General features: G+C 74.9%; 10 protein-coding genes. 4 read left to right on the forward strand and 6 right to left on the reverse strand.

Annotated features, from left to right (window positions below):
* Positions 1-223 precede the first annotated feature (223 nt).
* Positions 224-1744 carry a glycosyltransferase gene (locus tag CTKZ_RS19560; RefSeq protein ID WP_124344484.1) on the reverse strand — a complete coding sequence of 507 codons (1521 nt, stop codon included), beginning with the start codon at positions 1742-1744 and terminating at the stop codon, positions 224-226.
* Positions 1741-2115, reverse strand: coding sequence for a hypothetical protein (locus CTKZ_RS19565; protein WP_124344485.1), 375 nt, complete (start codon positions 2113-2115; stop codon positions 1741-1743). Before CTKZ_RS19565 ends, CTKZ_RS19560 begins: the two co-directional genes overlap by 4 nt.
* Before the next feature lie 77 nt (positions 2116-2192).
* Between CTKZ_RS19565 and CTKZ_RS19570 the strand changes: the two genes are divergently transcribed.
* Positions 2193-4766, forward strand: a complete 2574-nt coding sequence (locus tag CTKZ_RS19570) for a glycosyltransferase (protein ID WP_124344486.1) — start codon at positions 2193-2195, stop codon at positions 4764-4766.
* A gap of 82 nt (positions 4767-4848) precedes the next feature.
* Positions 4849-7512, forward strand: coding sequence for a SpoIID/LytB domain-containing protein (locus CTKZ_RS19575; protein ID WP_124344487.1), 2664 nt, complete (start codon positions 4849-4851; stop codon positions 7510-7512).
* 278 nt (positions 7513-7790) lie between these two features.
* Here the strand turns inward: CTKZ_RS19575 and CTKZ_RS19580 are convergent, their stop codons facing one another.
* The 4 genes from CTKZ_RS19580 to CTKZ_RS19595 form a co-directional block, all read right to left on the reverse strand.
* Positions 7791-8279: a DUF2304 domain-containing protein gene (locus CTKZ_RS19580; RefSeq protein WP_124344488.1), complete on the reverse strand. Its 489-nt coding sequence runs from the start codon at positions 8277-8279 to the stop codon at positions 7791-7793.
* A complete protein-coding gene (locus tag CTKZ_RS19585; RefSeq protein WP_124344489.1) occupies positions 8276-9055 on the reverse strand; it encodes a glycosyltransferase family 2 protein in 780 nt (259 codons plus the stop codon). Before CTKZ_RS19585 ends, CTKZ_RS19580 begins: the two co-directional genes overlap by 4 nt.
* A 102-nt stretch (positions 9056-9157) precedes the next feature.
* A complete protein-coding gene (locus tag CTKZ_RS19590) occupies positions 9158-10096 on the reverse strand; it encodes a glycosyltransferase family 2 protein (RefSeq protein ID WP_200829836.1) in 939 nt (312 codons plus the stop codon).
* Positions 10089-10706 carry a dTDP-4-dehydrorhamnose 3,5-epimerase family protein gene (locus CTKZ_RS19595; RefSeq protein ID WP_124344490.1) on the reverse strand — a complete coding sequence of 206 codons (618 nt, stop codon included), beginning with the start codon at positions 10704-10706 and terminating at the stop codon, positions 10089-10091. Before CTKZ_RS19595 ends, CTKZ_RS19590 begins: the two co-directional genes overlap by 8 nt.
* Before the next feature lie 94 nt (positions 10707-10800).
* Here CTKZ_RS19595 and rfbD point away from each other — a divergent pair, with 94 nt between their 5' ends.
* Positions 10801-11652 (forward strand): dTDP-4-dehydrorhamnose reductase, encoded by an 852-nt coding sequence (rfbD, locus tag CTKZ_RS19600; protein ID WP_124344491.1) that lies wholly within the window; start codon positions 10801-10803, stop codon positions 11650-11652.
* Between the two features lie 61 nt (positions 11653-11713).
* Positions 11714-13247: DUF2142 domain-containing protein (locus CTKZ_RS19605; RefSeq protein ID WP_124344492.1), on the forward strand; the 1534-nt coding region annotated here is incomplete at its 3' end.

Raw genomic sequence — 13247 nt, forward strand, 5'->3', positions numbered from 1 at the left:
CGCGCCCGCGCCCAGGACAGCCGCGCCGTCGCGCGTGCGTCGGCTCGTCGCCGACGCACGGTCCGCCTGGCGCCACCTGCGTGCCGGCGGGCCACGGCAGGTCGTGTCGAAGGTCCGCTGGCGGCTCGCGCGGCGACGCTGACCCGGCCCGGACAGGACCGCGGCGTCGCCGCCCGGCGCACGCTGGTCCGCGACGGCCGGCGAACGCCGGGCCGTGCGGCCGTCAGCGCGCGGAGCGGTGGTTGATGTGCGGGTCCACCTGTGCGAGCCGGGTCGTGCGCTCCTCGAGGTAGCGGCGCTCGAACGGTCGGACGTCCGCGACCCGTGACGTGCTCTCGTAGTGGAACAGCGTCGCGAACGGCGCGCACACCACCCCGTACCCGGCGGCGACGACCTTGTAGCAGTAGTCGACGTCGTTGAACGCCATCGGCAGCTCGGTGCTGAACCCGCCCAGCTCGAGGTACAGGCCCCGCGGCGTCAGCAGGCACGCGCCCGTCACGGCCAGGTAGTCGACGTCGACGACCTTCGCACCGAAGTGGCTGTCGTCGTCCGCGCCCAGCCGGTGGGCGTGGATCGGCAGCCACTCGTCGTCGTGGATGATCCCGACGTGCTGGATGGTGCCGTCCTCGTACAGGAGCTTGGCGCCCACCACGCCCACCGTCGGGTCGGCCGCGACTGCGACGAGCCGGTCGAGCCAGCGCGGCTCGACGACCTCGGTGTCGTCGTTCAGGAGGAGCACGAGGTCGCCGCGCGCGACGCGCACACCCTCGTTCACGGAGTGCGAGAACGAGAACTCGCCCGTGACGGGCGCGACGACGAGCCGGTCCCCGACGATCGAGCGGACCAGCTCGACCACGTCGGGCGGCGTGTTCTCGCTCGGGACGAGCACGAGCTCCCAGCGGTCGTACGTCGTGCGCTCGACGAGCGAGCGCACGCACGTCTCGACGACGAGTGTGGGGACGCCGCCGACCTCGCGGCGCCCGCCGCCCGTCGGGACGACGATCGAGACGAGCGGCGGGTCGTCGAGCGTGCGCCAGGCGCGGACGTACCCGGCTGGGCCGGTCACCTCGACCGTGGCGGGAACGCCGAGCCGTGCGTACCGGGCCGCGACCGCGCGTCGGCCGTGCTCGGCCGTCTCCGCGTCGCGTGCGGGGCCGGTCTCGCGCGTCACGCCGATGAGCGGCAGGTGCTCGACGCGGTCGGTCCGCTCCGTCACGCGCAGGTGCACGTCCCACTCGACGGCGCGGGGCGCGTCGGTCCGCAGGCCGCCGACCTCCGCGACGAGCGACCGGCGCAGCACGCACAGCCGACCGAGGTAGTCCCACCCCTCGAGGTAGTGCGGCACCCAGTGGGGCTTGGTCGCGATGCCGGTGATCCCCGGCGCGGGCCACTGCTCGTCGGTGTAGAGGACGTCGACCTCGGGGCGCTCCGTGAGGTAGTCGACCACGGCACGCAGGACACCGGCCTCGACCTCGTCACCGCCGCCGAGCAGGCCGACGTACCGGGAGGTCACGGCGTCGAACGCGGCACCGAGCTCGTCCCCGGGCGCGCCGTCGTCGGCGAGCTGGACGTGCCGCCGCCCGAGGAGGTGGCGCACCTCGCCGCGTGCGTGCTCGCTCCCGACACGGGCCGGGACGACGAGCGTCCACGGGCCGTCCCCGGCCGCGGCGACGCTGCGCGCGGTGCGGAGCAGGCCCGAGTCGTCCGTGCCGGGCAGCAGGACGAGGGCGACGAACGGCGTCACGCGCGCCGGCCGGCGAGCACGCCGCGCAAGGCCGACCGGCCCCGACGCAGCACCGAGCGGCCGCGACGGGCGACGGCGCGTGCCGCACCCGACGCGCTGCCGCGCGCCTCGTCAGGCGTCAGCCGGGCCTCGAGCAGCTGGATCCGCTCGTCACGCTCGGTGAGGGCCACGCTCTGGTCGTGCAGCAGGCCGTTGCGCAGATGGACGCCCGCACGGGCGACCTCGAGCTCGGCGACCGTGGCCTCCAGCCGCCGGCGCAGCAGGTCGACCTCCCCCCGGTCGGTGAAGTCCGCCATCCGGGCGTGGGCGGCGGCGTCCTTCTCGGCGAGGGCCGAGTGCCACGCTGCACTCGAGGGCTCATGCACTGACATGGGGTGAGGGTAAGGCATCCGGACACCGTGCCAGGGCACTCGAACGGCGGACGTTCGCGGACCTCTAGAGTGGACGGATGCGTGTCGTGCAGGTCTCCGCTCACTATCCCCCGAACCACGTGAGCGGGGGGACCCTCGTCCCGCAGCGCCTCGCCCGCGGGCTCGCCGCGCGGGGGCACGAGGTGTTCGTGTACGCCGGTCACCTCGACGAGCACCGCCGGCCGCTCGAGACCTGGACCGAGGACGACGGCTCCGGCGTGCAGGTACGGTGGATCGTGACGACGCCGTGGACCGCGTGGGCCGACCCGCGCAACAGCGTGAACCCCCCGGTGGGCGAGGACTTCGCGCGCTGGCTGGACGAGGTCAAGCCCGACGTCGTGCACCTGCACTCGCTCCAGACGCTCGGGGGCGAGCTCGTCGAGGTCGCGCAGCGCGCCGGTGCGGCCGTCGTCGTGACGATGCACGACTTCTGGTGGACGTGCGCGCGGCAGTTCCTCGTCGCTCCTGACATGCGGCCGTGCAGCCTCGTCGTCGACTGCGGCACCTGCCCGTGCGCGGGCGGTCACACGTGGCTCGAGCGGCGCAACACGGTCCTCGCGCGGTACCTGCGCCACGCCGACGTCGTGCTCACCCCGTCGGCGAGCGCGGGCGCGGTGCTCGAGGCGAACGGCGTGGACGGTGCCCGGCTGCGCGTCGACGAGAACGGCGTGCCGCCCGAGGACCTCGTGGGCGCCCCGGTGCCGCACGCCGGCGACGACGAGCCGCACCCCGTGCGCCTCCTCTTCGCCGGCACCCCCGACCCGATGAAGGGCATCGACGTGCTCCTGCGCGCGGTCGACACCCTGCCGTCCGACGGCTCGTGGACGCTCGACGTCTACGGGGTGCCGGAGCGCGGCCGCCATCGCCCCGAGGTGCGCTTCCACCCGCGGTACGGACGCGACGAGGTCGCCGAGGTGTTCGCGACGCACGACGTCCTCGTGCTGCCGTCGGTCATGCGCGAGTCGTACTCGATCGTCACGCGCGAGGCGCTCGGGTCGGGGCTCGCGGTCGTGTGCACGGACACCCTCGGTCCCGAGGAGGTCGTCCGGGACGGCGAGAACGGCCTGGTCGTGCCCGCGGGCGACGCGGACTCGCTCGCGGCCGCGCTGCGACGACTCGCGGAGTCGCCCGCGCTCGTCCGGCGGCTGCGCGGCGGCACCCAGGCCGTGCCGATCCGGACGGTCGACGAGCAGCTCGACCACGTGGAGGAGGTCTACCGCGAGCTCGTCGACCGCGAGGACCCGGCCGAGCACCCCGAGCAGCGCACCGCCGAGGTCGATGCGGGGCTGCGCTCGCTGGTCAACCGGGTCCTGGTCGTCGTGGGCATCCGCGGTGCGGCGCTGCGGTACCGCGGCCGGCTGCCCGCCGAGGCGCTGCGGATGCGTGGCTTCACCGTCGACGTCCGCCACTACCGCGACCCCGAGATCGCCGAGCTCGCGGACCGGGCGGACGTCGTGGTCCTCTACCGCGTGCCCGCCACCGTGCAGGTCGCGGACCTCGTCGACCGGGTCCGCGCGCGCGACCGCGCCGTGCCCGTGCTGTTCGACGTCGACGACCTCATCTTCGACCCCGAGCTCGAGGGCGAGGTCCACGGCCTGCACGTCCTGTCGGCCGAGGAGCACGCGCTGTGGTGGCGCGGCGTCGCGCGCTACCGGACGACGCTCGAGATGTGCGACGCGTACGTCGGCAGCACCGAGGCGCTGTGCGCGCACGTGACCGCCGTGACCGGGATCCCCGCGCACCGGTTCGCGAACGGCGTCGGCCAGGCGCTCGCGCAGGTGAGCGACGAGGCGCTCGCGCGTCCCCGCACGCCGGGTCCGCTGCGGATCGGGTACTTCTCGGGGACGAACACGCACGACGCCGACTGGGCCGCCGTCGAGCCCGCCGTGGTCCGCGTGCTCGCGTCGCACCCCGACGTCGAGCTGTGGCTCGGCGGCCAGCTGGGTACCGGCCCGGCGCTCGAGCAGTTCGGCGACCGCGTGCGACGTCTGCCGATGCTGCCCTGGTACGAGCTGCCGCAGCGGCTGCGCGACGTCGACGTCAACCTCGCGCCGCTCGTGCTCGACAACCGGTTCAACGAGGCGAAGTCCGCGATCAAGTGGCTCGAGGCCGCGCTCGTCGAGACCCCGACCGTGGCCTCGCCCACGCAGCCGTTCCGTGAGGCCGTCGAGCACGGCGTCACCGGGATGCTCGCGACGGACGAGGAGTCGTGGGTCGAGGCGATCACCACGCTGCTCGACGACCCGCTCGCACGCCGCCGCACGGGGTCGCGCGCCCGCCGCGACGCGCTCCTGCGGTGGGGTCCGCACGCGCAGGGAGAGCGGTACGAGGAGATCCTCACGACCGTGTGGCGCGCCCGTGCCGCCGACGGCCCTCGCGCGGCGTCCGGCTGGGAGCCCGTGCTGGACGACGAGCCGCTGGACTCGACCGAGGGCTGGCTCGACCCGTACCCGGGGATCCCGGCGGGGTCGGCGGACCACCTGCGCGAGCTGCTGCTGCGCGTGCCCGGCGGGTCGAAGGTGGTGGCCGCGGGCCGCGTGCTGCGGTCCGACGGGCCGGTCGCGGTCGTGCGTCGGACGGCGTTCGTCGTGCGTCGCAAGCTCGTGGGATGACGTTCGTGCGAGTCCGCACCACGCCTCGCCCCTGACGCCTATGCTCGGACGGCTCCGTGAACGTCCGACGAGGTGAGGTGCCGTGACACTCGCAGGCCGACTGGTCGCCGCAGCGGCGACGCTGGCGATCGGGGTGACGACGCTCGTCGCCCTGTCCGGACCGGCGAACGCCGCCGAGGAGGTCTACCCGGTCCCCGCGTCGGGGGCTTGGACGGTCGACGGGCGCGCGTTCGGGCACGGCCGCGGCATGTCGCAGTGGGGCGCGCAGGCGCAGGCGCTCCAGGGTCGGTCCGCCGCGCAGATCCTCGACTTCTACTACCCGGGCACGGGCACCGCGACGCAGCCGGCGAGCACCTACGTCAAGACGTCGCTGGTGACGTACACGCCCGCGTCGAGCGTCACCGTGTGGGCACCCGAGGGACGCACGATCCGGATGGGCACCGTGGGCTCCGAGACGTTCGGGTTCACCGGCCGCTGGACGATCACGGTGTCGGGCCAGACGGTCACCGCGCAGCGCCGCGACGCGCCGAACGGGGCCGTGACGGACACCCGCCAGTTCACCGGCGTCTTCCGGATGGAGTCGCTCGACGAGTACGGGATGGTCATCGCCGCGTCGCAGGGCGACACGAGCGGCCGCTGGTACCGCGGCGACATCCGCATCGAGCCGACCTCCGGCACCGCGTTCAACGTCACGAACAGCCTCCCGATGGAGAGCTACCTGCGCAGCGTCGTCCCGCGCGAGTCGCCCGCGAGCTGGGGCGCCGCGGCGCTGCAGGCGCAGGCCGTCGCGGCCCGCACCTACGCGCAGTGGAAGGTCGACCACGGCAGCGCGCTGTGCGACACGACCACGTGCCAGGTCTACGCGGGCCGCGGCACCGCCAACGCCGCCGGCACGCTGACCGCCTCGAACGAGGACGCGCGTTCCGACGCGGCGATCGCCGCGACCGCGGGACAGGTCCGCACGTACAACGGCGCCGCGGCGTTCACCGAGTTCTCGTCGTCGAACGGCGGCTGGACGACGGCCGGCGGCTACCCGTACCAGATCGCGCAGCAGGACCCGTGGACCGGCTCGGCGCCGGGCGACACGGTCTCCCGGTGGACGGCCTCGCTGCCCGTCTCGACCGTCGCCGCGCAGTGCCCGTCGAACGGCACGCTGCGCGCGCTCGTCGTCACGAGCCGCACGGGCAACGGCGAGCTCGGCGGCCGGGTCCTGCAGGCCCGCGTCGACTGCTCGACCGGCAGCCGCACGATCGCGACGCCCGCGTTCGGCCTCCGTTCGAGCTGGTGGCGTCCGCGGCCCACGACGCCCGCCCTCGAGCAGGTGCTCGTCTCGTCGAGCGCGATCGACCACGGCGGCCAGTTCGCGATCGGCGCGACGCCCAACGTGCCCCTGTCCTGGACGCTCACGGTCGTGGACCGGAGCACGGGCCGGCTCGCGGCGACCGTGCACGGCTCCGCGCAGTCGGGGGTCCGGTTCAACGCCAACTGGTTCGGCACCTACGACTCGCCGCCCGCAGGGGCGTCGCCCTACGTCGGGCCCGGCACCTACGACCTCACGCTGTCCGCGCAGGACGACGCCGGCAACCAGGCGGCCCCGTTCCGGACGGCGCTCGAGGTCCGCCCGCCCGCCGACCCGGCGCCGCAGGCCGAGGTCACCCTGCGCGGCGCCGGCTCCTACGTGCCGCTGACCCCGACGCGCGTCCTCGACACGCGGGACACCTTCTCCGCCCTCGGCGGGGGCCGGCGGGCCGACGTCGTCGTCGCGGGCAAGGCGGGCGTGCCCGCCGACGCGTCCGCGGTCGTGCTCAACGTCACGGCCGTCGGGACGAGCGTCGCCGGGCACCTGCGGGTGTGGCCCGCGGGCTCCGCGATGCCGAACACGTCCGTCGTCAACACCGACCCGGCCCGTGTCCAGGCGAGCCTCGTGACCGTCGCCCTGGGCGGCGGCGGGGCCGTGAGCGTCTACAACCCGGTCGGCACCACGCACTACCTGGTGGACGTCCTCGGCTACTACACGACCGGCGGCACCGGCGCCCGGTACACCGCGGTGGACCCCGTCCGCGCGTTCGACTCCCGGTACACCGGGCAGCAGCTCACGGACGGCGCACCCCGCACGATCGACGTCGCGGCCGCGCTCGACGTCCCGGCCGCCTCGCTCAGCGCCGTCACGGTGAACGTCACCACGACCCGCGCGCAGGGCAACGGCTACGTCGTCGCGTACGGCGGCGGCGGTCTGCCGACCACGTCGACCGTCAACCTGCAGCTCGGGGCGGACGTCGCGAACCGCGCGGTGGTGCCCGTCGTCAACGGCACCGTCACGCTCGCGCTCAAGGGCGCGCCCGCGGACGCGATCGTCGACATCGGCGGCTGGTACGGCGCGCCGGGCGGCACGAGCGGCGCGCTGTTCACCCCGATCACCCCCACCCGGGTGCTCGACACGCGGCTGACGACGCCCCTCGGCCCCACGGGGCAGCGCGTCGTCCCCGTCCCCACGTCGGTGGTGCCCACCGGGGCCACCGCCGTGGCCGGCACCGTCACCGCCGTCAACCAGACCGCCCCGTGGACGCACGCACGCGTGTGGCCCGCGGGTCTGCCCCTGACCCCGACGTCGGACCTCAACAGCACCGGCGCCCACACCCAGGCCAACGCCGTCGTCGTGCGGCTCGGGGCGGGCGGAGCCGTGGCCGTCTACAACGACCAGGGCACGTCCCACCTGCTGCTGGACGTCGTGGGGTACTTCGGCTGACGCCCGCGCACGGGCGGGTGTGGCGGCAGCGTTCCGTCAGACCCGCCCGTCGGCGTTCTCGGGGACGGCCACCGGCCCGCGCGTCGCCGGGCATCACGCCGACGTGACGAGGGGTGCGTCGTCGACGGCGTGGACCGGGTCGCCGCACGGCGAGGTCCACGCGCACGGACGCGTTCGGACGGACGCCGGGGTCCGGGCGGGTGGGTCGCTCGTGGCGCGTGCGGTCAGGTGCGCGCGGACGGTCGGGGTCCGGGCGGCCGGGTCGCTCGAGCGAGCGGTCAGGCGCGCTCGGTCGGGCCGGGCGCCGTGGGCCGCGGGTCGTCGACGTCCACCGGCGTCGCCGAGGCCGGCGCGACGGAGCCGTCGGTCGGGTGGTCCAGCGCGGCACGCGTCGTTGCGGCTGCCTGCGCGGCGACTGCCTGCGTGGCGGCTGCCTGCGCGTCCACCTTGGCGGACAGCAGCGCGATCTCCTCCGCGAGCGTGCGCGTCTCCTCCTCGAGCTGGGAGATCTCGACGCTGAACTGCACGCAGACGAGGAACAGCACCAGCCCGGTCACGAGGAACAGCAGGTTGACCGGCTGGATGACGCCGAGCGCGGCCGCGAGCCATTCGAGCACGGCGGGGAACGCGCCGATGACGAGGACGACGATCGCGAGCGCGATCCAGATCGCCGCGTACTTCTCGCGGATCCGGCGTGCGCGCAGCAGGTAGACGATCGAGCCCACGGTGACCACGGTGAGCACCAGGGCGGTGACGTAGCCGCTCACCGCGCGGCACCCGTGGCGACCTCGCCGCGGTCGGCGGTGCTCACCTGCGACGGGCGGCTGAGCGCGACGACGAGCGCGAGGACGGCACGCAGCAGGAAGACGGTCGCCTTGAGCGGGCCGTGCGACGGCTGGCCGCCCTGCCGCTCGCGCATCTCGACGGGCACCTGGCGCACGGTGAGCCCGGCACGCGCCGCCAGGACGAGCGCCTCGACGGTGTCGCCCAGGTACTCCGCGGGGTACTCGGTCGCGAAGAGCGGCAGCGCACGTCCCCGCGCGAGCTTGAAGCCCGACGTCGCGTCCGTGAGGCGTGTGCGCGTGACGCGCGACAGGACCCCGGCGAGCACGCGCATCGCGGCGCGGCGCGGCCCGCGGGCCTCGTAGGTGCCGGCGCCGGCGAACCTGGCGCCGATCACGAGGTCGGCGTCGTGCTCGCGCGCGGCCGCCATGAGGTCGGTGATGGCGCGCGGGTCGTGCTGACCGTCGGCGTCGAGCTGCACGACCTGCGTGTAGCCGGCGCGCACGGCGTACTTGAAGCCGGCCCGCATCGCGCCGCCGACGCCGAGGTTGATGGGGAGGTCGAGCACCGCGACGCCCGCCGCGCGGGCCAGCTCGGCCGTGCGGTCGCGGGAGCCGTCGCTGACCACGAGGACGTCGGTCGACGCGAGCTCCGGCCGCGAGGCGCACACTGCACGCACCTCCGCGAGGACCCCCGGCAACGCCGCCTCCTCGTTCCACGCCGGGATGACGATCAGCGCCCGGTCAACGCTCGATGACACCGGAGCAGCCTACCGAAGGTGGGCAGATGCCCCGCGCGCGGTCCGTCCACGTCGGCACGCTGGCCGTGGCGGTGCCACCCCGCGCGCCGTCTCGCACGCCGTTCACCGGCGCGCCGTGGCGAGTGGGCCGGTGCGGCCGCGCAGGCCGTCGGCGAGCCCGCGCACGAGCAGCCGCAGCCGCTGGGCGCGCGGCGCGACCGCGAGCACGTAGAAGACCGAGTACTTCGTGATCCACGCCGCGTAGCCCCAGCGCCACGCGGTGGGCAGGAGGTCGCCGCGCACCAGGGCCACGGTGTTGCGCGCCATGTAGTAGTTGCGCGTGGGGGAGTGCAGGTGGACGGCCCGGCGCCGGCCCGCGATCCGCCGTGTCTCGTCCCCGAGGGCGTGCGCGAGGCGGGCGCCGACGACGCCGTACAGCGCGAACCCTGCGCGTCGCGCTCGCAGGCCCCACTCGAGGTCGACGTGGTCGATGAACAGCGCCTCGTCCATGTCGCCCACGACGTCGAGCGCGGCCACGTCGACCAGGCAGCCGGACGCGATGAGGAAGGTCACGGGCACGAGGGCGCCGTCCGTCGCCGGGATGTCCGCGCGTCGGGGGCCCCAGCGGTGGTCGGAGAACAGAAGCGCCGCACCCTCGTTGCGCTCGTCGGTCGTGATCGGGCCGACGGCCGCCACGGGCCCGCGCTCCGCGGCGGTCGCGAGACCGGCGCGGAGCCGGTCGACCATGTCGGGCGCGGGCAGGGAGTCCTGGTCGGACAGCAGGACGAGGCGCGCACCGAGCTCACGCGCACGGGCGATCCCGACGTTCTGCGCGGACGCGATGCCGAGGTTGGCGCCGAGCGCCACGAGCTCGCCGCCGTACGCCGCCACCAGGTCCCGCAGCGCGGCCACGTCGTCGGCAGGACTGCCGTTGTCGACCACGACCACGCGGTCCACCTGCGGGGCGAGCGCGTCGACGAGCGCGAGCGCCTGGTCGACCGCCGGCCGGTACGTCACCATCACGGCGACGACCGGCGGACGGTCCGGGGCGGCCTCAGCCACGCAGCGACGCCAGGTACTGCGCGACGTCCTCGGCGCGCGGCAGCAGCCCCTGCGCCTCGGCCTCGCGCAGCGACGGCGCGGCGGCGTCCTTCTCGGACAGCTGCGGGGTGATCGGGCTGCCGTCACGCGCCTGCGTCGGCCAGTCGATGCCGACCGTCTCGTCGAGCGGGTGGATGCCGTGCTCACGCCCCGGGTTGTAGCCCGCGGAGCACAGGTACAGGACCGTCGAGTCGTCCTCGAGGGACATGAACGCGTGGCCGAGCCCCTCGCCGAGGTAGATCGCACGGCGGTCGACGTCGTCGAGCAGCACCGAGTCCCACGTGCCGAACGTGGGGGAGCCGACCCGGATGTCGACGACGACGTCGAGCACCGCGCCGCGCGCGCACGTCACGTACTTGGCCTGCCCGGGTGGCACGTCCGCGAAGTGGATCCCCCGCAGCACGCCCTTCGCGGACACCGAGAGGTTCGCCTGCTGCAGGTCGAACGCGTGGCCGGTCGCGTCGCCGAACGGGGCCGAGCGGAACCACTCGAGGAAGACCCCGCGCGGGTCGCCGAACTGCCGGGGCGTGATCTCCCAGGCACCGGGCACGGCAAGCTCGCGAAACTCCACTGCATCTCCTCCGACGACGTCCGCTGGTCGCCGACCAGGGTATCGGCGCGGCTACCCTGACCCGGACATCGTGGGACGACGGGGAGGACGCATCGTGCGCTGGTTGGTCGCTGGAGCGGCGGGGATGCTCGGGCAGGACCTGGTCGCGCTGCTGCGCGCCCGCGACGAGGACGTGGTCGCGGCCGACCGCGGGACGGTCGACATCACGGACGCCGACGCCACGGCGCGCGCGGTCCGCGGGGCCGACGTCGTGGTGAACTGCGCCGCCTGGACGGCGGTGGACGCGGCGGAGTCGCAGGAGTCCGACGCCTTCCGCGTGAACGCCGTCGGCGCCGCGGTCCTCGCCCGCGCGGCGCACGACGCGGGGGCCCGCCTGGTGCAGGTCTCGACGGACTACGTCTTCGGCGGGCACGCCGGCACGCCGTACGAGGACGACGCGCCGATCGCCCCGCTCTCCGCGTACGGCCGGACCAAGGCTGCGGGCGAGTGGGCCGTGCGGGCCGAGGCGCCGGACCACCTGATCGTGCGGACGGCCTGGCTGTACGGCGCGAACGGCCCGTGCTTCCCGCGGACCATCGCACGGGCGGCGCGTGAGCGGGGCGCGCTCGACGTGGTGGACGACCAGCTCGGCCAGCCGACGTGGACCCGCGACCTGGCGGACCTCGTCGTCCGGCTGGTCGACGCGCAGGCGCCCGCCGGGGTCTACCACGGCACGTCCTCGGGGCAGGCGTCGTGGTTCGAGTTCGCCCGTGCCGTCGTCGGTGCGGCGGGCCTCGACCCGGCGATCGTGAGCCCGTCGACGTCGGACGCGTCGGCCCGGCCGGCCCCGCGACCGGCCTACTCCGTGCTCGGCCACGCGTCGCTGCGGGCCGCGGGCGTGGAGCCCATCGGCGCGTGGGACTCCCGCTGGGAGGAGGCGGCGTCGGAGGTGCTCGCGGCCGGCTGACCGGCCGCCGGCCCTGCCGGGGCACCGCGGGAGCGACCGGTTCCTCCCGCTACCATGGCGCGTGCTTCCCCGCGTCCTGAGCCGTCATCCCTGGTTGCGTCCCGCCGTCGGCGTCGTCGCCGTCTTCGTCGCCCTCGTCACGTGGGCGCTGTCCTCGGCCGTCGGCTCGAGCCCGGACGAGGACTTCCACCTCGGCAGCGTGTGGTGCGGCCAGGGCCTGCGCGACGGCGTGTGCGAGGCGGGCACCGACCCGACGACGCGTCAGGTGCCGACCTCCATCGTCAACACGCCCTGCTACGCGTTCAAGCCCGAGGACAGCGCCGCGTGCCAGGGTGACCGGCTCACCGAGCCCGACGGCGCGATGGAGCTGACGAACCGCGGCAACTTCACCGGCGACTACCCGCCGGTCTACTACTGGACGCTCAGCCACCTCGTCGGGCCGGACGTCGAGCGCTCCGTCGTCGCGATGCGGGTGCTCGCGGCGTTCGTCGTGGTGCTCGTCTCGACCGCGGTCGCGGCGCTCGTCAGCACCGGTCAGCGTCGCGGGCTCGTGCTCGCGATGCTGGTGTGCGCCGTGCCGTACGGCACGTTCTTCGTCGGCTCGATCAACCCCAGCGGGTGGACCCTCTACGCCGCCGCGCTGCTCATGGTCGCGACCGTCGGGTTCCTGACCGCACGCGAACGGTGGCGAACCTACGCGACGGCTGCGGTCGCAGTGCCCGCGCTGCTGCTCGCGGCCGGCTCGCGGGCCGACGGCGCGCTCTACGCGGCTCTCGGTGTCGTCGTCGCCGTCGTCATCGCGGGCCGCGTGGGCCGACCCGACCTCCCGCGGCTCGCCTACGCGGCGCTGCTCGCGGCCGTCGCCGGCTGGTCGTTCCTGTCCGCCGGGCAGTCGTCCGCCGTCGAGGCGCAGTCCGGCGAGCCGTTCTCGCTGCTGCGCCTGAGCCGCGTGCTGCTGCAGGTCCCGAGCCTGTGGGTCGGGAGCTTCGGCACGTGGAACCTGGGGTGGCTCGACACCGCCATGCCCGCGGTCGTGTGGGTCGCGGCGCTCGCGTGCTTCTTCGGCTGCGTCTTCGCGGCGCTGACCGGCCTGGGACGACGGCGGGGCCTCGCGCTCGCGCTGGTCGCGCTCGCCGTCGCGGTCGTGCCCTCGTACATCCAGTACATCGCCGACGCGCCCGTGGGTGAGCAGGTCCAGTCGCGCTACGTCTTCCCGCTCGTCGTGCTGCTCGCCGCGACGGCGATGACACGGACGACGGGGGCGGCGTTCGTGCTCAGCGTGACGCAGCGCTGGCTCGTGGTCGGCGCGCTCGCCGTCGCCAACGCCGTCGCCCTGCACGTCAACCTCGCGCGCTACCTCACGGGTGACGACAACCTGAGCCTCAACCCTGACACCGCGCGCGAGTGGTGGTGGAACACGTCCGTCACACCGCTGACCGTCTGGCTCGTCGGGTCGGCCGCGTTCGCGGTCGCGCTCTGGGCGCTGACCGCGGAGCTGCGCACGCCCGCGCCCGCCGACGAGGTCCTGGGCGAGCGTCCCGCGGTCGCGGTGCCGGCGGCCGACGGCACGGCGGAGGACGGCACGACCGCGGAGG

The organism is Cellulomonas algicola (genome assembly GCF_003851725.1).
Taxonomy (GTDB): Bacteria; Actinomycetota; Actinomycetes; order Actinomycetales; family Cellulomonadaceae; genus Cellulomonas; species Cellulomonas algicola.